The 18,848-nt window shown below is 60.3% G+C and carries 21 protein-coding genes; 11 read left to right on the top strand and 10 right to left on the bottom strand.

Annotated elements, in window-relative coordinates; all coding sequences use genetic code 11:
* The first annotated feature begins 96 nt into the window (after positions 1-96).
* From glnA to ntrC, 5 genes are all read left to right on the top strand, one after another.
* Entirely contained in the window at positions 97-1,503 is a 1,407-nt protein-coding gene (gene glnA, locus CKW25_RS04300) for a glutamate--ammonia ligase (protein WP_095077959.1), read from the top strand.
* 235 nt (positions 1,504-1,738) lie between these two features.
* Complete coding sequence (locus CKW25_RS04295; RefSeq protein WP_371854736.1) at positions 1,739-2,119, top strand: cupin domain-containing protein; 381 nt, start codon at positions 1,739-1,741, stop codon at positions 2,117-2,119.
* Between the two features lie 72 nt (positions 2,120-2,191).
* Positions 2,192-2,698, top strand: coding sequence for a DUF4124 domain-containing protein (locus CKW25_RS04290; protein WP_095077957.1), 507 nt, complete (start codon positions 2,192-2,194; stop codon positions 2,696-2,698).
* Positions 2,699-3,014: 316 nt separating this feature from the next.
* A complete protein-coding gene (glnL, locus tag CKW25_RS04285; RefSeq protein WP_095077956.1) occupies positions 3,015-4,100 on the top strand; it encodes a nitrogen regulation protein NR(II) in 1,086 nt (361 codons plus the stop codon).
* Positions 4,097-5,533 (top strand): nitrogen regulation protein NR(I), encoded by a 1,437-nt coding sequence (gene ntrC / locus CKW25_RS04280; RefSeq protein ID WP_095077955.1) that lies wholly within the window; start codon positions 4,097-4,099, stop codon positions 5,531-5,533. The genes glnL and ntrC overlap by 4 nt, the downstream gene beginning before the upstream one ends.
* Before the next feature lie 434 nt (positions 5,534-5,967).
* Here the strand turns inward: ntrC and CKW25_RS04275 are convergent, their stop codons facing one another.
* Positions 5,968-6,408 (bottom strand): hypothetical protein, encoded by a 441-nt coding sequence (locus CKW25_RS04275; RefSeq protein WP_095077954.1) that lies wholly within the window; start codon positions 6,406-6,408, stop codon positions 5,968-5,970.
* Here CKW25_RS04275 and CKW25_RS04270 point away from each other — a divergent pair.
* On the top strand, positions 6,407-6,862 hold the full coding sequence (locus tag CKW25_RS04270) for a tRNA (cytidine(34)-2'-O)-methyltransferase (RefSeq protein WP_032862277.1): 456 nt from the start codon (positions 6,407-6,409) through the stop codon (positions 6,860-6,862). The genes CKW25_RS04275 and CKW25_RS04270 overlap by 2 nt on opposite strands.
* Positions 6,863-6,970: 108 nt before the next feature.
* Here the strand turns inward: CKW25_RS04270 and secB are convergent, their stop codons facing one another.
* From secB to CKW25_RS04255, 3 genes are read right to left on the bottom strand one after another with little or no spacing between them, the layout of a single operon-like run.
* On the bottom strand, positions 6,971-7,453 hold the full coding sequence (gene secB, locus CKW25_RS04265; protein WP_095077953.1) for a protein-export chaperone SecB: 483 nt from the start codon (positions 7,451-7,453) through the stop codon (positions 6,971-6,973).
* Between the two features lie 56 nt (positions 7,454-7,509).
* Positions 7,510-7,764, bottom strand: a complete 255-nt coding sequence (grxC, locus tag CKW25_RS04260) for a glutaredoxin 3 (RefSeq protein ID WP_095077952.1) — start codon at positions 7,762-7,764, stop codon at positions 7,510-7,512.
* A gap of 1 nt (position 7,765) precedes the next feature.
* Positions 7,766-8,179 (bottom strand): rhodanese-like domain-containing protein, encoded by a 414-nt coding sequence (locus tag CKW25_RS04255; protein WP_095077951.1) that lies wholly within the window; start codon positions 8,177-8,179, stop codon positions 7,766-7,768.
* A 154-nt stretch (positions 8,180-8,333) separates the two neighbouring features.
* Here CKW25_RS04255 and gpmI point away from each other — a divergent pair, with 154 nt between their 5' ends.
* From gpmI to CKW25_RS04230, 5 genes are all read left to right on the top strand, one after another.
* The gene (gene gpmI / locus CKW25_RS04250) at positions 8,334-9,863 is read left to right on the top strand and encodes a 2,3-bisphosphoglycerate-independent phosphoglycerate mutase (RefSeq protein WP_095077950.1); all 1,530 of its coding nucleotides are present in this window, start codon (positions 8,334-8,336) and stop codon (positions 9,861-9,863) included.
* Positions 9,864-10,002: 139 nt separating this feature from the next.
* A complete protein-coding gene (locus tag CKW25_RS04245) occupies positions 10,003-11,289 on the top strand; it encodes a murein hydrolase activator EnvC (protein ID WP_095077949.1) in 1,287 nt (428 codons plus the stop codon).
* 31 nt (positions 11,290-11,320) lie between these two features.
* Positions 11,321-12,628, top strand: a complete 1,308-nt coding sequence (locus CKW25_RS04240; RefSeq protein WP_095077948.1) for a S41 family peptidase — start codon at positions 11,321-11,323, stop codon at positions 12,626-12,628.
* A gap of 1 nt (position 12,629) precedes the next feature.
* Positions 12,630-13,427 (top strand): divergent polysaccharide deacetylase family protein, encoded by a 798-nt coding sequence (locus tag CKW25_RS04235; protein ID WP_095077947.1) that lies wholly within the window; start codon positions 12,630-12,632, stop codon positions 13,425-13,427.
* Between the two features lie 104 nt (positions 13,428-13,531).
* Positions 13,532-14,779, top strand: a complete 1,248-nt coding sequence (locus CKW25_RS04230) for a serine protease (RefSeq protein WP_095077946.1) — start codon at positions 13,532-13,534, stop codon at positions 14,777-14,779.
* Here the strand turns inward: CKW25_RS04230 and CKW25_RS04225 are convergent.
* The 6 genes from CKW25_RS04225 to hisB all read right to left on the bottom strand — a co-directional run bounded on the left by CKW25_RS04225 (position 14,760) and on the right by hisB (position 18,631).
* Entirely contained in the window at positions 14,760-15,515 is a 756-nt protein-coding gene (locus CKW25_RS04225; RefSeq protein ID WP_095077945.1) for an ABC transporter substrate-binding protein, read from the bottom strand. The genes CKW25_RS04230 and CKW25_RS04225 overlap by 20 nt on opposite strands.
* Before the next feature lie 66 nt (positions 15,516-15,581).
* Positions 15,582-16,352 carry an imidazole glycerol phosphate synthase subunit HisF gene (gene hisF, locus CKW25_RS04220; protein ID WP_095077944.1) on the bottom strand — a complete coding sequence of 257 codons (771 nt, stop codon included), beginning with the start codon at positions 16,350-16,352 and terminating at the stop codon, positions 15,582-15,584.
* Positions 16,353-16,361: 9 nt separating this feature from the next.
* A complete protein-coding gene (gene hisA, locus CKW25_RS04215) occupies positions 16,362-17,099 on the bottom strand; it encodes a 1-(5-phosphoribosyl)-5-[(5-phosphoribosylamino)methylideneamino]imidazole-4-carboxamide isomerase (RefSeq protein WP_054595157.1) in 738 nt (245 codons plus the stop codon).
* 42 nt (positions 17,100-17,141) lie between these two features.
* Entirely contained in the window at positions 17,142-17,399 is a 258-nt protein-coding gene (locus tag CKW25_RS04210; RefSeq protein ID WP_095077943.1) for a DUF2164 domain-containing protein, read from the bottom strand.
* Complete coding sequence (hisH, locus tag CKW25_RS04205) at positions 17,400-18,038, bottom strand: imidazole glycerol phosphate synthase subunit HisH (RefSeq protein WP_095077942.1); 639 nt, start codon at positions 18,036-18,038, stop codon at positions 17,400-17,402. It abuts the gene before it with no gap.
* Positions 18,038-18,631: an imidazoleglycerol-phosphate dehydratase HisB gene (gene hisB / locus CKW25_RS04200; protein ID WP_095077941.1), complete on the bottom strand. Its 594-nt coding sequence runs from the start codon at positions 18,629-18,631 to the stop codon at positions 18,038-18,040. The genes hisH and hisB overlap by 1 nt, the downstream gene beginning before the upstream one ends.
* Positions 18,632-18,848: the final 217 nt, after the last annotated feature.

Here is an 18,848-nt window from a genome sequence, read left to right as displayed (position 1 = left end):
TTGTGAGGCAGGTTGCCTTGGCAGAGTATTCGCGCCGGCATCACCCACATTCCAAGGGCTATCCATTACTAAGCCCGAAGCCACCCGGAGGACACTATGTCGAAGTCGGTTCAACTCATCAAAGATCATGACGTCAAATGGATTGATCTGCGCTTCACGGATACCAAAGGCACTCAGCACCACGTGACCATGCCGGCTCGCGACGCGCTGGATGATGCTTTCTTCGAAGAAGGCAAAATGTTCGACGGCTCCTCCATCGCTGGCTGGAAAGGCATCGAAGCCTCCGACATGATCCTGATGCCGGACGACACCACTGCCGTCCTCGACCCGTTCACCGAAGAGCCGACCCTGATCCTGGTCTGCGACGTGATCGAGCCTTCGACCATGCAAGGCTACGACCGCGACCCACGTGCGATCGCCAAGCGTGCCGAGGAATACCTGAAGTCGACCGGTATCGGCGATACCGTATTTGTTGGCCCAGAGCCTGAATTCTTCATCTTCGACGAAGTGAAGTTCAAGTCCGACATCTCCGGCTCGATGTTCAAGATCTTCTCCGAACAAGGTTCGTGGATGTCCGACCAGGACGTGGAAGGCGGCAACAAAGGCCACCGTCCAGGCGTCAAAGGCGGCTACTTCCCTGTTCCGCCGTTCGACCACGACCACGAAATCCGTACCTCCATGTGCAACGCCATGGAAGAGATGGGCCTGGTCATCGAAGTTCACCACCACGAAGTGGCGACTGCCGGCCAGAACGAAATCGGCGTGAAGTTCAACACCCTGGTTGCCAAGGCTGACGAAGTCCAGACCCTGAAGTACTGCGTACACAACGTTGCCGATGCATACGGCCGCACCGCGACCTTCATGCCTAAGCCACTGTACGGCGACAACGGTTCGGGCATGCACGTTCACCTGTCCATCGCCAAAGATGGCAAGAACACCTTCGCAGGCGAAGGCTATGCCGGCCTGTCCGACACCGCCCTGTACTTCATCGGCGGCATCATCAAGCACGGTAAGGCCCTGAACGGCTTCACCAACCCGTCGACCAACTCCTACAAGCGTCTGGTCCCAGGTTTCGAAGCACCGGTCATGCTGGCCTACTCGGCTCGCAACCGTTCCGCCTCGATCCGTATTCCTTACGTGTCCAGCCCTCGCGCTCGCCGTATCGAAGCCCGCTTCCCGGATCCAGCAGCCAACCCGTACCTGGGCTTCGCTGCACTGCTGATGGCTGGCCTGGACGGCATCCAGAACAAGATCCACCCTGGCGACGCTGCTGACAAAAACCTGTATGACCTGCCGCCTGAAGAGGCCAAAGAGATCCCACAAGTTTGCGGCAGCCTGAAAGAAGCCCTGGAAGAGCTGGACAAAGGTCGTGCGTTCCTGACCAAAGGCGGCGTTTTCAGCGACGACTTCATCGACGCTTACATCGCCCTGAAAAGCGAAGAAGAAATCAAGGTTCGTACCTTCGTACACCCACTGGAATACGAGCTGTACTACAGCTGCTGATCCAGTAGCGCTTGCGCAAGCAGCGTGACCCTAAAGAGGCCTCCTTCGGGAGGCCTTTTTTATGGAAGCTTCCGACAACTTATTCGGCACCCTCCTCGGAAAATCAGCGTTGCGTCCGGCATCCACTCCGCCTGGCCGCGCTTAGTCTTTTCGGCACTACCACGCCGTACGACCCAAGAGCGGAGCCCTGCCAATGAATCCCCTGAAAATCTCGTCCATCGTCCTCGCCGGCCTGATGATGTCGGGCTGCAGCAGCACACTCGCAAAACCTGTGATCGAAAAGCAAATCCTGCTCCAGAGCAGCGCATCCTGGGACGGCACCGAGTACATCGCCTACCCTGACGGACGCCCAGAACTGACCCTGCTCAAACTCAAGATTCCGGCCAATTCCGAACTTGACTGGCACACTCACCCCACCCCCAACGCGGCCTACATTCTGTCGGGCGAATTGACTGTCGAGGCAAAAGCCAGCGGCCAGACGCAATTACTCAAACAAGGGCAAACACTCGCAGAAATGGTCGATATCGTTCATCGTGGCAAAACAGGTGACAGCCCTGTAGAACTGATCGTGTTCTATGCTGGCAGCCCCGGGATTGCGTTGTCGGAGCGGCCTTGAAGCCTGCCCGCGTGGTGCTCTTGCCAGAAATCGTCAGCGCGAACGCCCACCAGGCGCCAACGGGAACCTGCAATGCGCTCATTAGGTTTATGCCTGCTCACACTGATCACCCTGCCCGCCGCGGCACAGATCCATGTGTACACCGACGCTCACGGCAATACCGCCTACGGCAGTCGGCCACCCGATGGTGTGGAGAGCCAGGTGATTGAACCTGCGCCCATGAACACCCTTTCGCCCCCGACATCACCCACCACCGCGCAAGCAGCCCCGCGCACCGAGATCACCCGCACGTACTCGACGCTGGAGCTGACCGGCCTGCCCACGCACGAAGCCCTTCGCGCCAACAACGGTACCTTCACCGTTGATGTGCGAATTGAGCCGCGCCTGCAGGAAGCCCATCGGTTGCGCCTGTTGCTGGACGGCCAGCCCTATGGTCAACCGAGCAACGGGCCGCGCCTGCAACTGGTCAACATCGACCGTGGCGAGCACAGCCTTGCCGTTCAGGTACTGGCGGGAAACACCCCGGTACAACAAAGCCCCGCGATCACCTTCAGCCTGCAGCGGGCGCGCAAACCCTGAAGCGCTGACAGGCGGCGATCCGTGACCGCCTCGAAGAATAAGACCGAAATCTTCTTTCTTCTGACGTCATTCTGGTTTGCGCACTATATTGGTGCGATTGGTTGCACTCTTGCCACATGGCAACCCATTTTGGTTCGAAAATACCCGGCAAAGCTGGCAGAGCGCCACGCAATCGAACTTAAAACGCCCGTTTCAGGGGTTTATTGCTTCTTTTCGGAGCCTTGGTTTGGTTTTTGCATTTTCCCCGTATCGGCGATTTATTCGCGCGCGCAATCCGGGACCGGCCCCGGGCTGCCTTGCTCCAAAAGAGGTCCTAATGACCATCAGCGACGCACTGCACCGCTTGCTACTCGACAACCTGACCACCGCGACCATTCTGCTCAATGCCGAACTGCGCCTTGAGTACATGAACCCGGCCGCGGAAATGCTCCTGGCCATCAGCGGCCAGCGCAGCCACGGCCAGTTCATCAGTGAGTTGTTTACCGAGTCGACCGAAGCCCTGAACTCCCTGCGCCAGGCCGTCGAGCAGGCGCACCCGTTCACCAAGCGTGAAGCGATGCTCACCGCCCTGACCGGCCAGACCCTGACCGTCGACTATGCCGTGACACCGATCCTGAGCAATGGCACCACCCTGCTGTTGCTGGAAGTACACCCACGCGACCGCTTGCTGCGCATCACCAAGGAAGAAGCGCAGCTGTCCAAGCAGGAGACCAGCAAGATGCTGGTACGCGGCCTCGCTCACGAGATCAAGAACCCACTGGGCGGGATTCGCGGCGCGGCCCAGCTGCTGGCTCGCGAGCTGCCGGAAGAAAGCCTCAAGGACTACACCAACGTCATCATCGAGGAAGCCGACCGCCTGCGGAACCTGGTGGATCGCATGCTCGGCTCAAACAAGCTGCCGTCGCTGGCCATGTGCAACATTCACGAAGTACTGGAGCGCGTGTGCAACCTGGTCGAGGCCGAAAGCCAGGGCTGCATCACATTGGTGCGCGACTATGACCCGAGCATCCCGGACGTGCTGATCGACCGCGAACAAATGATCCAGGCGGTACTGAATATCGTGCGCAACGCGATGCAGGCCATCAGCAGCCAGAACGAGCTGCGCCTGGGACGAATCACCCTGCGCTCGCGCGCCATGCGCCAGTTCACCATCGGCCACGTACGCCATCGCCTGGTGACCAAGATCGAGATCATCGACAACGGCCCGGGCATTGCCGCCGACCTGCAGGAAACCATCTTTTTCCCCATGGTCAGCGGTCGCCCGGACGGTACCGGGCTGGGCCTGGCCATTACCCAGAACATCATCAGCCAGCACCAGGGCCTGATCGAATGTGACAGCCATCCAGGCCACACCACGTTCTCGATCTTTCTGCCACTGGAACAAGGAGCCACATCGACATGAGCCGTAGTGAAACCGTGTGGATCGTCGATGACGACCGTTCTATCCGTTGGGTTCTGGAAAAAGCCTTGCAACAGGAAGGCATGACCACGCAAAGCTTTGACAGCGCCGATGGCGTCATGAGCCGCCTGGCACGCCAGCAACCGGACGTGATCATCTCTGACATCCGCATGCCCGGTGCCAGTGGCCTCGACCTGCTGGCCCGGATACGCGAACAACATCCACGGCTGCCCGTGATCATCATGACCGCCCACTCCGATCTGGACAGCGCTGTCGCGTCCTACCAGGGCGGCGCATTCGAGTACCTGCCCAAGCCGTTCGATGTTGACGAAGCGGTATCGCTGGTCAAGCGCGCCAATCAGCATGCCCAGGAACAGCAAGGGCTGGAAGTCGCCCCGACCCTGACCCGCACGCCGGAAATCATTGGCGAAGCGCCCGCCATGCAGGAAGTGTTTCGCGCCATCGGGCGCTTGAGCCACTCCAACATTACCGTGCTGATCAATGGCGAATCCGGTACCGGCAAAGAACTGGTGGCCCACGCCCTGCACCGCCACAGCCCACGGGCGACCTCACCGTTCATCGCCTTGAACATGGCAGCGATCCCCAAGGACCTGATGGAGTCCGAGCTGTTCGGCCACGAGAAAGGCGCATTCACCGGTGCCGCCAACCTGCGGCGCGGGCGCTTTGAACAGGCCGATGGCGGCACCCTGTTCCTCGACGAAATCGGTGACATGCCGGCCGACACCCAGACCCGCTTGCTGCGGGTGCTGGCGGACGGTGAGTTTTACCGTGTCGGCGGCCATGTTCCGGTCAAGGTTGACGTACGCATCATCGCGGCGACTCACCAGAACCTGGAAACCCTGGTGCATGCCGGGAAATTCCGTGAAGATTTGTTTCACCGCCTGAACGTGATCCGCATTCACATTCCGCGCCTGTCGGACCGTCGCGAAGATATCCCGACCCTGGCCAAGCACTTCCTGTCCCGCGCCGCGCAAGAACTGGCGGTAGAGCCGAAGCTGCTGAAAAGCGAAACCGAGGAATACCTGAAGAACCTGCCATGGCCCGGTAACGTGCGCCAACTGGAGAACACCTGCCGCTGGATCACGGTGATGGCTTCGGGTCGCGAAGTGCACATCGGCGACCTGCCGCCAGAACTGCTGAGCCTGCCGCAGGATTCGGCGCCGGTGACCAACTGGGAGCAAGCGCTGCGCCAGTGGGCCGACCAGGCACTGGCACGCGGTCAGTCGAACCTGCTCGACAGCGCAGTACCCAGCTTCGAACGGATCATGATCGAAACCGCCCTCAAGCACACCGCAGGCCGCCGTCGCGACGCCGCCGTGCTGCTGGGCTGGGGTCGCAACACCCTGACTCGCAAGATCAAGGAGCTGGGGATGAAGGTCGATGGCGGGGATGATGACGAGGGGGATGAGGGCTAAACAGCCTTAGTCTCTTGTCGGCACTTTAGATCCATTCGCGGGCAAGCCAGCTCCCACATCAGGTTTGCGCAAGCCTGTGGGAGCGGGCTTGCCCGCGATGCTTTTGTGGCCCCCGTGCACCGACTGAATGCATCGTGAACCGCGATCGCGCACTGCACAGCCCGCTTCATTGCGACTTCGCCACCACCGAAAAATCACCGATAAAATCACCAGAGCCCGTAATTACGGGGCTTTCGCCTGTGCACCAGTTCTTTTATTGCAGCTTGTTAAAACCTGGCACGCCCCCTGCAATAGCTCAATCACTACCCGGTTTCGGGGACCTTGGTACAGGCAGGCCGGGGATTCCCCTCTTTACACCCGGGGCTCATCACGCAGACCGCGACGAGCCCCTGCCGCTTTGGGGTCCTTGGTACAGGCAGGCCGGGACTCCCTCTTTATTGCTCCCGGAGATGGATCTCCAGTCGCCAGCGATCGTCCACCTCGCTGCCGGCCCAATCGCCCTTCAATGGCCGGGCCGCCACCAGTGTCAGCAACAGCCCCTTGTCACTTACCCGTACCCGCCAGTTCACGTCCTTGCCGTTGAGCCTTAGTTGGCCTTTCTGCGCCTTGCCCTCGGCCTCGAACAGCAGCGCGACGCTACCGTCGATCAACTCGCCGTGCGTCCCGGGTTCGTTGTTGAACCACACCACCAGGCCATCGCCCGTCACCTCGACCTGCTGCAATTCGGTCGGTTCGGGGCTGGTCAGGCGGCCAACCATCAAGCCCACCATCAGGCCGACAATCGCCAGCGAGGCCATTACCCGTGGGAATAGCTTCGGTCGCGAGTCCACTTCAGGCGTAGAATGCTGCCCATCTTTACCTGCGGAGCCGTGCATGTTTCACGTCATCCTTTTTCAACCGGAAATTCCACCGAACACCGGCAACGTTATCAGGCTGTGCGCCAACAGTGGCTGCCACCTGCATTTGATCGAGCCGCTGGGCTTCGAGATGGATGACAAGCGCCTGCGCCGGGCCGGCCTCGATTACCACGAGTATGCCACCCTGCAGCGCCACGCCGACCTCGCCAGCTGTCTGGAAAGTCTCGGCCACCCACGCCTGTTCGCCTTCACCACCAAGGGCTCGCGGCCGTTCCATGACGCCAGTTTTGCCGAGGGCGATGCGTTCCTGTTCGGCCCGGAAAGCCGTGGCTTGCCGGCCGAGGTACTGGACGCCCTGCCAGACGGCCAGCGCCTGCGCTTGCCCATGCGCGAAGGCTGCCGCAGCCTGAACCTGTCCAACACCGTGGCGGTCGCCGTGTATGAAGGCTGGCGCCAGCTGGGCTTCAAGTAACACCCGGCGAGTTTTCACCTGACAGAAACAATCGCGGGCAAGCCCGCCCCCACAGGTTTTGCGCAATCCTGTGGGAGCGGGCTTGCCCGCGATGTTTAGCGGCGCGGCTTATTGAACGGTCTGTGCGCCGTCCTGCTGCATACGCTGCAGTTCTTGCGCGTACAGCGCATCGAAGTTCACCGGCGCCAGCATCAGTGCCGGGAACGAGCCACGGGTAACCAGGCTGTCCAGGGTTTCACGGGCGTACGGGAACAGGATGTTCGGGCAGAAAGCACCCAGGGTGTGGCTCATCGACGCCGAGTCGAGGTTCTTGATCAGGAAGATACCGGCCTGCTGGACTTCAGCGATGAACGCCACTTCGTCACCGTTTTTCACGGTAACCGACAGGGTCAGCACGACTTCGTGGAAGTCTTCTTCCAGAGCCTTCTGACGGGTATTGAGGTCCAGACCGACACTCGGCTCCCACTGCTGGCGGAAGATCGCCGGGCTTTTCGGGGCTTCGAAGGACAGGTCACGAACGTAAATGCGCTGCAGGGAGAATTGCGGTGCAGTTTCTTCTTCGTTGGCAGCAGTGTTCTGTTGGTCAGTCATCGCAGATCCTTCTTGATCTTGGGTCTTTTAGGTTTGCTTGTTCTTGAACGGAGCAGTCAGGCCTTGAGCAGCGCGTCGAGCTTGCCGGCGCGGTCCAGGGCAAACAGATCATCACAACCACCCACATGAGTGCTACCGATCCAGATCTGCGGCACGGACGTACGCCCGGCCTTGCTGGCCATATCGGCACGCACCTGCGGTTTGCCATCGACCTTGATCTCTTCGAAGGCTACGCCCTTGTTCTCAAGCAGGTACTTGGCTCGCGAGCAGTAGGGGCAGTAATCGCTGGAATAGACGACGACGTTCGACATATCACTTCACCAACGGCAGGTTGTCGGCTTTCCAGCTGGAGATCCCACCGGACAGCTTGGCGGCGGTGAAGCCGGACTTCATCAGCTCGCGAGCGTGGGTACCGGAGGTCTGGCCCATGGCGTCGACCAGGATGATGGTCTTGGCCTTGTGTTTTTCCAGTTCGCCCACGCGAGCAGCCAGTTTGTCGTGAGGAATGTTCAACGCGCCAACAATATGCCCGGCGGCGAAATCCTTGCTCGAACGAATGTCGATCACCACGCCTGTGTCTTTGTTGACCAGCCCGGTCAGCTCGCCGGTGCTCAGGCTGCGGCCGCCGCCTTTCATCTCGTGGGCGATCAGCAACGCCAGCAGAACGGCGAAGATGCCGACAAGCAGATAGTGGGTAGTGGCAAATGCAATCAGGTGATCAACCATCGAAGGAGGTTCCAGGGCGTTAAAATGTCGGCCAGTATACACAGCCACTATGGTGGGCCAAACCCCGTCCGGCGGTGACGGCACCGGAACTTCGCTTTAAACTGCCACTCCCTTTTCCATCGCCCCTTTTTTAACTCAGCCACGAGTGGAATCTATGCCTACCACGCCTAAACCTTTGGTCCTGATGATTCTCGATGGCTTCGGTCACAGTGAGAGCCAGGAGTCCAACGCCATCTTCGCGGCCAGGAAGCCGGTCCTCGACCGGTTGTACGCCACTGTACCGAATGGCCTGATCTCGGGCTCGGGCATGGACGTCGGCCTGCCGGACGGGCAAATGGGCAACTCGGAAGTCGGCCACATGAACCTCGGCGCCGGCCGCGTGGTGTACCAGGACTTCACCCGCGTGACCAAAGCGATCCGCGACGGCGAGTTCTTCGAGAACCCGACCATCTGCGCAGCCGTGGACAAGGCCGTTGCCGCTGGCAAGGCCGTGCACTTCATGGGCCTGCTGTCCGACGGCGGCGTTCACAGCCACCAGGACCACCTGATTGCCATGGCCGAGCTGGCCTTCAAGCGCGGCGCCGAGAAGATCTACCTGCACGCCTTCCTCGATGGCCGTGATACGCCACCGAAAAGCGCCCAATCGTCGATCGAGCTGCTGGACGAAACCTTCAGGACCCTAGGCAAGGGCCGCATCGCCACCCTGGTGGGTCGCTACTTCGCCATGGACCGCGACAACCGCTGGGATCGCGTCTCCCAGGCCTACAACCTGATCGTTGACGGCAAGGGTGAGTTCAACGCCGCCACCGCCCAGGAAGGCCTGCAAGCCGCCTACGAACGCGGCGAAAGCGACGAATTCGTCAAGGCCACCACCATTGGCGAGCCGGTGAAAATCGAAGATGGCGACGCCGTGGTGTTCATGAACTTCCGCGCAGACCGCGCCCGCGAACTGACCCGCGTGTTCGTCGAAGACGGGTTCAAGGAGTTCGAACGTGCTCGCCAGCCAAAACTGGCCGGTTTTGTCATGCTGACCCAATACGCCGCCAGCATCCCGGCGCCGTCGGCCTTTGCCCCGGGCAGCCTGGAAAACGTACTGGGCGACTACCTGGCGAAGAACGGCAAGACCCAGCTGCGCATTGCCGAAACCGAGAAATACGCCCACGTGACCTTCTTCTTCTCCGGCGGTCGTGAAGAACCGTTCCCGGGCGAAGAGCGCATCCTGATCCCTTCACCGCAAGTCGCGACCTACGACCTGCAGCCTGAGATGAGTGCACCTGAAGTCACCGACAAGATCGTCGATGCCATCGAACACCAGCGTTACGACGTGATCGTGGTCAACTACGCCAACGGCGACATGGTCGGCCACAGCGGCGTGTTCGAGGCTGCGGTCAAAGCCGTTGAATGCCTGGACCTGTGCGTGGGTCGCATCGTCGAAGCACTGGAAAAAGTCGGCGGCGAAGCGTTGATCACGGCCGACCATGGCAACGTCGAGCAAATGTCCGACGAGTCCACCGGCCAGGCCCACACGGCCCACACCACGGAACCTGTGCCGTTCATCTATTTCGGCAAGCGCGACCTCAAGGTCCGCGAAGGCGGCGTACTGGCCGACGTGGCTCCGACCATGCTCAAGCTGCTGGGATTAGAAAAGCCTGCCGAGATGACCGGCACCTCGATCCTGGTTTAACGCTCAAAACGCTTCAATAAAGGGCGATAAACCGCTTTTTATGACGAACGCCTCAAAGCAGTTGGCTTTGAGGCGTTTTTTTTGCGGTTCATGGCGGGCATACTAGGCTGTCTTTTTTCTCCCGGTGTCGCCCGCCTCTATGCTACGCGTCCTGATTGCCCTCGCCCTGACCTGCCTGCTCCAACCGGCTTTTGCTGACGAGCGCGCGCAAACCCAACAACAGTTGGACGCTACGCGTCAGGACATTACCGAGCTGAAAAAGCTGCTGGGCAAGCTGCAGGAAGAAAAGTCCGGCGTGCAGAAAGACCTCAAGGGCACCGAGACCGAGATGGGCAAGCTCGAGAAGCAGGTCGATGCCCTGCAAAAAGAGATGAAAAAGAGCGAATCCGAGCTGCAGCGACTCGATACCGAGAAAAAAAAACTCCAGAGCGCGCGCACTGAACAGCAACAACTGATTGCCACCCAGGCTCGCGCGGCCTACCAGAACGGCCGCCAGGAGTATCTCAAGCTGCTGCTCAACCAGCAGGACCCCGAGAAATTCGCTCGCACCCTCACCTATTACGACTACCTGAGCCAGGCCCGCCTGGAACAGCTGAAGAACTTCAACGAAACCCTGCGCCAACTGGCCAACGTCGAGCAGGATATAGCCCTGCAACAAGCCCAGTTGCTGGTACAGAAAAGCAGCCTCGACAGCCAGCGCGACGAACTCGAGAAAGTCCGCAAGGAGCGCCAGCAAGTCCTGGCCAAGCTCAACAGCGACGTGAAAGCCCGCGACCAGAAGCTGCAGGCCCGCGAGCAGGACCAGGCCGACCTGTCCAAAGTCCTCAAAACCATCGAGGAAACCCTGGCTCGCCAGGCCCGGGAGGCAGAAGAAGCGCGGCAAAAAGCGCTGATCGCCCAGCAGGAAGCCGAAAAAAAGCGTTTACGTGAGGCTCAGGCGGACGCCACTGACGCCCCACGCAAACCCGCCCGCTCAACGCCCGGCGCACTGGTTTCAAGCGCTGGTGAAACCTTTGGTGGTCCTTTTGGGTCAACCCGGGGAAAACTTCCCTGGCCGGTTGATGGTCGATTGCTGGCACGCTTCGGCGAAAGTCGCGGCGACGATGCCCGGGCCAAGTGGGATGGCGTGATGATCAGCGCTTCGGCCGGTAGCCAGGTCCATGCTGTCCATGGTGGTCGCGTGGTGTTTGCCGACTGGTTGCGCGGCGCGGGCCTGTTGGTCATTCTCGACCACGGCAACGGTTATTTGAGTTTGTACGGCCACAATCAGACCCTGCTGAAGTCGGCGGGCGATGTGGTCAAGGCTGGCGAGTCCATCTCCACTGTCGGTAACAGTGGCGGCCAGGATACGCCCGCGCTGTATTTTGCCATTCGCCAGCAGGGTCACCCGAGTGATCCAGCGCAGTGGTGCCGTGCGCAAGGATAAGCGCACCCTCTCATTCAGGAGTTCGTTCGACATGCTGCATCTGTCCCGCCTTACCTCGCTGGCCCTGACGATCGCTCTGGTGATCGGTGCGCCTCTGGCGTTTGCCGCTGAACCTGCCTCGTCGGCCTCGGCCGCGACGACCAAGGCGCCATTGCCGCTGGACGAACTGCGCACCTTCGCCGAGGTAATGGACCGGATCAAGGCCGCCTATGTCGAACCGGTCGACGACAAGACGCTGCTGGAAAATGCCATCAAGGGCATGCTCGGCAACCTCGACCCGCACTCGGCCTACCTGGGGCCGGAAGACTTCGCCGACCTGCAGGAAAGCACCAGTGGCGAGTTCGGCGGCCTGGGCATCGAAATCGGCGCTGAAGACGGCTTCATCAAGGTCGTATCGCCCATCGACGACACCCCGGCTTCCAAGGCCGGCATCCAGGCCGGCGACTTCATCGTCAAGATCAACGGCCAGCCCACTCGCGGCCAGAGCATGACCGAAGCCGTGGACAAGATGCGCGGCAAGATCGGCGAGAAGATCACCCTGACCCTGGTGCGCGACGGCGGTACGCCGTTTGACGTCACCCTGACCCGCGCGACCATCCAGGTCAAAAGCGTGAAGGCCCAGTTGCTGGAGTCGGGCTACGGCTACATCCGCATCACCCAGTTCCAGGTTAAGACCGGCGAAGAGGTCTCCCAGGCCCTGGCCAAGCTGCGCAAGGAAAACGGCAAGAAGCTCAAAGGCATTGTGCTCGACCTGCGTAACAACCCGGGCGGCGTGCTGCAATCGGCGGTGGAGGTGGTCGACCACTTCATCACCAAAGGCCTGATCGTTTACACCAAGGGCCGCATCGCCAACTCCGAGCTGCGCTTCTCGGCCACGGGCAAGGATGAAAGCGAAGCGGTACCGCTGGTCGTATTGATCAACGGCGGCAGCGCCTCGGCCTCGGAAATTGTTGCCGGCGCCCTGCAGGATCAGAAGCGCGCGGTCGTGATGGGCACTACCAGCTTCGGCAAAGGCTCGGTGCAAACCGTACTGCCCCTGAACAACGACCGCGCACTGAAGATCACCACCGCGCTGTACTTCACCCCGAACGGGCGCTCGATCCAGGCCCAGGGCATCGTCCCGGACATCGAAGTGCGCAAAGCCAAGATCACCAGCGAGCAGGACGGCGAGTACTTCAAGGAAGCCGACCTGCAAGGTCACCTGGGCAATGGCAACGGCGGCGCCGACAAGCCAAGCGGCTCTGCCGGCAAGGCCAAGCCGATGCCGCAGGATGACGACTACCAACTGGCCCAGGCGCTGAGCCTGCTCAAAGGCCTGAGCATCACCCGCAATCGCTAAGATGCACTGGCGGTTATGGCTGGGGTTGTGGTGCTGCCTGGCGGGCGCTGTTCAGGCAGCGCCCACCCTGCCCGGCTCGACACCGCACAAGGCTTACCTGAGCCTGATCATCGATGACCTGGGGCAGAACCTACCCCGCGATCGTCGCGTGCTGGCGCTACCCGGCCCGGTAACCGCCGCCATCATGCCCGACACGCCCCACGCCGCCGAATTTGCCCGGGAAGCCCACCGCGCCGGTAAAATCGTCATCCTGCACATGCCCATGGACCCGGCCACCGGCCCGTTCGCCTGGCACCCCGAGCTGTCCGTTGAAGAACTTGAGAAACGCCTGGATGCGGCGTTCAAGGCCGTGCCTTACACCGCAGGCATCAACAACCACATGGGCAGCCGCATGACCGCCCAGCGACCGGCCATGACCTGGTTGATGGCCGAGCTGCAGCAGCGGCATAAATTCTTTGTGGACAGCCGTACCAGCGCGCAGACCGTTGCCGCTGCCGAGGCACAGAAGATCGGGTTGGCCAGCGTGTCGCGGGATGTGTTCCTCGATGACGAGCGCACCGAGGCGGCGATCTACACGCAGCTGCAAACCGCCATCAGCCTGGCGCGCAAGCAAGGCTCGGCGGTGATGATCGGCCATCCCTATCCGCAGACCCTGGCGGTGCTGGAGCGCGAGCTGCCCAGGCTCAAGGCTCAGAGCATTGACTGGATCGATATCAAACAGATGATCAGCGTGCGCGGCAATCGTGCAACGGCAGCGCACGGCAAGGATGGCCAGTACCGCCTCCCGAACGCCCGGTAATTCCTCGCAGCCCACTCCATTTCGCGATAACTATTTATACCTGCCGGTACACCGCCGAGTGCCACGATAGCGCTCACCCTGAATTTCATCACCAAGGAATGGACATGAAATACCTCAGCTTCCTTTGCTTCGCAGGCCTGATGGGCCTGCTGGCTATTTCCGCAGTGCAGGCCCGCGACCTGGGCGAAGGCGCCGTCAACGATTCACCGTCAAGAGCCCTGCAAAACAGTGAGCATTTTTATGAAATCTGGAGCGGTGTGGGACGACTCAGTCTCCAATCGGGCGAGACCTGCAGCGCCGTTCTACTGGATACGCGAAACAGGCAAGGCCAAGCCACCGGCCCTGCTTACCTGCTCACCAGCGGTCATTGCGTGCTCTTTCAGTACGGTTCGGCGCGGACCCATCTGCCTTTGAAAGCCAGCGTCACCTTCCACTACTTTCATGACACGCCACAGCGTAAGCGCCGATACGCCATCCGGACCGCCCGATGGAGCAGTCTGGTCGGGACCGATCTTGCAGTACTCGAGGTCGACGCGACATTGGCGTCGCTGATACAGGCCGGGGTCAACCCACTCAAGCTGGCATCCCATCAATCCTACGAAAGCCATGATGTACTCAATATCGGCGCACCTGTCGGCTTTGCCGAACAGGGGCTTCGATTGAGTGCTTGCGCTGAACAAACTGCTGGAACCTTCATCGATTACCCCGGGGTTTTCCCTTTGGCCATGAGAAATCGTTGCGACCTTCGCGCCGGCAGTTCCGGCAGCCCGATGCTGAACCGTGGCACCAACGAAATCACCGGCATCGTCAGCAAAGTCATCACTTCCCGCATGGATCCATCGTCGCCGGGCTGCGAAAACTCAACTTCCTGCGAGGCCGCCCGATTCAACTACAGCTACTCTGCCAACTTCCTGCACAGCTGTTTTATTGATGGCGTCTTCACCAGTAATGGGCCGGACTGTTCGCTGGAACCGGTCGACCTGATCGTAACGGCGCCCTGGAGTTTCCAGTCATACGTTCATAGATCGCAACGTGAGGATGGACAGATCGTGCTGCCTACCTGGGAATTCGGGTTTTCACTCGAGACGCCCTTCTATCGCTACAAAGCGGTCCGGAACGCCAGAGATTGCAAGATCCCCGATAATTACAGCGCCGCAATCGACACTACAGACGCCTATATCAATACTGAAATCGGTCCAGCAAACGGTGCCTGGTCGCTCTGCATCATCGGTGTTGAAAACCGGCAACAGAACCTGACCAGGGCAACATTGAACAACGTATTCATGCAGGGCGTATACCTGAGCGCGACACTGGGGAATGTCGAGGCAATTGCTACAGATAGCGCGCCATGATCTCGTCCACCACGCCTTCCTTGCGCAACTGATCCAGCGCGGCCTGAAGCCTGGCGACCACCTCGTCCGGCACGTCCTTGTTCAGTGCCAGGTACAGCTCGGCACTGTTGAACCGCAGCACGGTCTTGAGGCCGGTCACGCCTTCCTGGCGCGCCAGGTAACGCCCGGCGGGGTCGCCAGTGGCCCACAAATCGATCTGGCCGTTGACCAGCTTCTTCGCATTGTCCTGATCGCGCAGCACCACGATCGGTGCCATGCCTTGCTTGGACAGGGTTTCGGCAATCGCATCGCCCTTGTAGGCGCCTATCTTGTATTTGCGCGCCTGCTCCAGGGACTCCAGAACGATCTTGCTGTCCGCCTTGGCCAGCATGACCCAGTCGTCCGGCCCCAACGGGCCAACCCATTTGAAGAGTTTCTCGCGGTCCGGCAGGCGCGCCATGACGAACACGCCATAGCCAGGTTTCTCGAGGGCGAGCTTGTAGATACGCTCCCAGGGGAAACGCAGTGTCAGGCTGTAGGTGACGTTAGCGCGCTTGCAGATCTCGCGGACGATATCCACGGCAATGCCATTGATATTCTCATCCTGAGCGAAGTTCTTGCCGTTTTTCGCCATGTTGTAAGGCGGGAAGTTTTCCGTCAGCAACACCAGGTCGGGGTTGGTTTTTTCTGCCGCTTGTACAGCAGTGGCAAGCAGTAACGAAGCACTGGCGAGAACGAAGAGCAAACGTCTGAGCATGTCGGGCTACCGGAATCCATGGCGTGCCCAAGCTTGCCTTGAGCCCGCCATACTGTCCACCGGCCTTTACCGAATGACGATGCCGCGTGCCGCCATATAGGCCTTGGCTTCCGGGACGGTGTATTCGCCGAAGTGGAAAATACTCGCCGCCAATACCGCGCTGGCATGGCCTTCGATGATCCCGTCGGCCAGGTGTTGCAGGTTGCCGACGCCGCCGGAGGCGATCACCGGGATGCCCAGGGCATCACTGATGGCGCGGGTCACGCCCAGGTCGAAGCCGTTTTTCATGCCGTCCTGGTCCATGCTGGTCAGCAGGATTTCGCCGGCACCCAGCCCTTCCATTTTCTTCGCCCACTCCACCGCATCCAGCCCGGTAGGTTTGCGACCACCATGGGTGAAGATCTCCCAGCGCGGGGCTTCGCCCGGCAGTGAAACCTTCTTGGCGTCGATGGCAACGACGATGCACTGCGAGCCGAAATGCTGCGCGGCCTCACCGACGAACTCAGGATTGAACACGGCGGCGGTGTTGATCGAGACCTTGTCCGCGCCGGCATTGAGCAGGTTGCGAATGTCTTGCACCGTGCGCACGCCACCGCCCACGGTCAATGGGATGAACACCTGGCTGGCCATGCGCTCAACGGTATGCAATGTGGTGTCGCGGCCATCGACGCTGGCGGTGATGTCGAGAAAAGTAATTTCGTCGGCACCTTGCTCGTCGTAGCGACGGGCAATTTCCACCGGGTCGCCGGCGTCACGGATGTTCTCGAACTTCACGCCTTTGACGACCCGGCCGTTGTCCACGTCCAGGCAAGGGATGATGCGTTTGGCCAGCGCCATGGTGAGTCCTCAGCCTTTGTACGAATCGCAGAAAGCTTGCGCTTCGGCGACATCGAGGGTGCCTTCATAAATCGCCCGGCCGGTGATCGCGCCGATGATCCCCGGCGCCTTGGCGTCGAGCAGCGACTTGATGTCACCCAGGTTGTGGATACCGCCGGATGCAATCACTGGAATCCGCGTCGCCGCGGCCAGTGCTGCCGTGTAAGACACGTTGCAGCCTTGCATCATGCCGTCTTTGGCGATGTCGGTGTAAACGATCGCGGACACGCCGTCGGCTTCGAACTGCTTGGCCAGGTCAATCACCTGCACGGTGCTGATTTCAGCCCAGCCATCGGTGGCAACGAAGCCGTCCTTGGCATCCAGGCCGACGATAACCTTGCCCGGAAACGCGCGGCAGGCTTCGGCAACAAAGGCCGGATCTTTCACCGCCTTGGTGCCGATGATCACGTAGCTCACGCCAGCCTTGACGTAGTGTTCGATGGTTTCCAGCGAGCGAATGCCGCCGCCGATCTGGATCGGCAGGTTCGGGTAGCGCTTGGCAATGGCGGTGACAACTTCGCCGTTGACTGGCTGGCCTTCGAAGGCGCCGTTCAGGTCGACCAGATGCAGACGACGGCAACCGCCCTCCACCCACTTGGCAGCCATGCTCACCGGGTCATCGGAGAACACCGTGGAATCTTCCATGCGGCCCTGGCGCAGACGAACACAGGCACCGTCTTTGAGATCGATAGCGGGAATAATCAGCATCTGGCAAACCTTCAAAATTGAATGTTCAGCTTGGCTCGGAAATCAGTTCTTCTCGAGCGCCCACAGGTCGCTTTCGATGCTTTCAAACCTCTCTTTGAGGTGTGTCTGCACATCGAAAATCGCCCTGTTGTAATAGTGCGGAGCAATTTCGCGGGTAAACAGCTCAAGGATTTCGGCCGCTTCGAACGAACCCAGGTCCAGTTCGAAGCGATCCTCCATGAAGCGCTTGATCTTGCGATTGGCCTCGCTCTCCTGCTCGGGAGTGAGGGTCAGGATAGGCGGCTTCTTCTTGACTGCCATTTACCAGCGCCCGTCCCATGCCGCGAAATTCTGCAACAGTTGCAGGCCATGGGTATGGCTCTTCTCCGGGTGGAACTGCACGGCAAAACGCGAGCCTTCGGCCAGCGCGGCAGCGAAGTCGACACCGTAGTGACCGCCACCCACCACCTGGCGCGGATTACCGGCGGCGATGTAGTAGCTGTGCACAAAGTAGAAGCGCGCCAGGTCCGAAATGTTGTGCCACAGCGGGTGATCCACCGTCTGCTTCACTTCGTTCCAGCCCATGTGAGGGACTTTGAGGTGTTCGCCGTCCTCGATCAGGCCTTTGCCGAAGAACTTCACCTGGCCCGGGAACAGACCGATGCAGTCGACGCCGTCGTTCTCTTCACTGTGCTCAAGCAAGGCTTGCATGCCCACGCAGATACCGAGGAACGGACGGTCCTGGCTGACTTCACGCACCAGCGAGTCGAAGCCCAGGCGACGGATCTCCGCCATGCAATCGCGAATCGCGCCGACACCGGGAAAAACCACCCGGTCGGCTTCGCGAATCACATTGGCATCGCTGGTGATCAGCACCTTGCCGGCCCCTACATGCTCAAGGGCCTTGGCCACCGAGTGCAGGTTGCCCATGCCGTAATCGATAACCGCGACCGTCTGCATTACAGAACGCCCTTGGTCGACGGCATTTGCCCGGCCATGCGGTCATCCAGCTCAACGGCCATGCGCAATGCGCGGCCGAATGCCTTGAACACGGTTTCGATCTGGTGGTGGGTGTTGTGCCCACGCAGATTGTCGATGTGCAAGGTCACGTTGGCATGGTTGACGAAGCCCTGGAAGAACTCCTGGAACAAATCGACGTCGAAGCCGCCGACCGTCGCGCGGGTATAGGGAACATGCATCTGCAGGCCTGGACGGCCGGAGAAGTCGATCACCACGCGCGACAGCGCTTCATCGAGCGGCACGTAGGCATGACCGTAGCGACGGATGCCTTTTTTGTCGCCAATGGCTTTGGTGAAGGCCTGGCCCAGGGTGATACCGACGTCTTCCACCGTATGGTGGTCGTCGATATGCAGGTCGCCCTTGCTCTCGATATCCAGGTCGATCAACCCGTGACGGGCGATCTGGTCCAGCATGTGCTCAAGGAAGGGAACACCGATATTAAATCGGGCCTTTCCGGTGCCATCCAGGTTGATCGAGGCTTTGATCTGGGTTTCCAGAGTGTCGCGCTCGACGGACGCCTTACGTTCGGCCATCACCAGCTCCGCAAAATCATTGGGCGAAAAAGGCAGCCATTATAGGCACGCGAGCGGCAAACAGAAACACGCGAGGTGATATCCCTGACGGGCTGAACCCAATGCCTGCGGGGATATACATGTCAGTACAAGCGCTGGGATCTCTCCCACAGAGTCAGGCGACCTTTCAGTCACGACCTCGTTGCACGCAGGCATGGCCGTTTTGTTGAGTGACGCC

This window comes from Pseudomonas sp. Irchel s3h17, assembly GCF_900187505.1.
GTDB lineage: Bacteria > Pseudomonadota > Gammaproteobacteria > Pseudomonadales > Pseudomonadaceae > Aquipseudomonas.
This window is presented reverse-complemented; position numbering and strand designations above follow the sequence as displayed.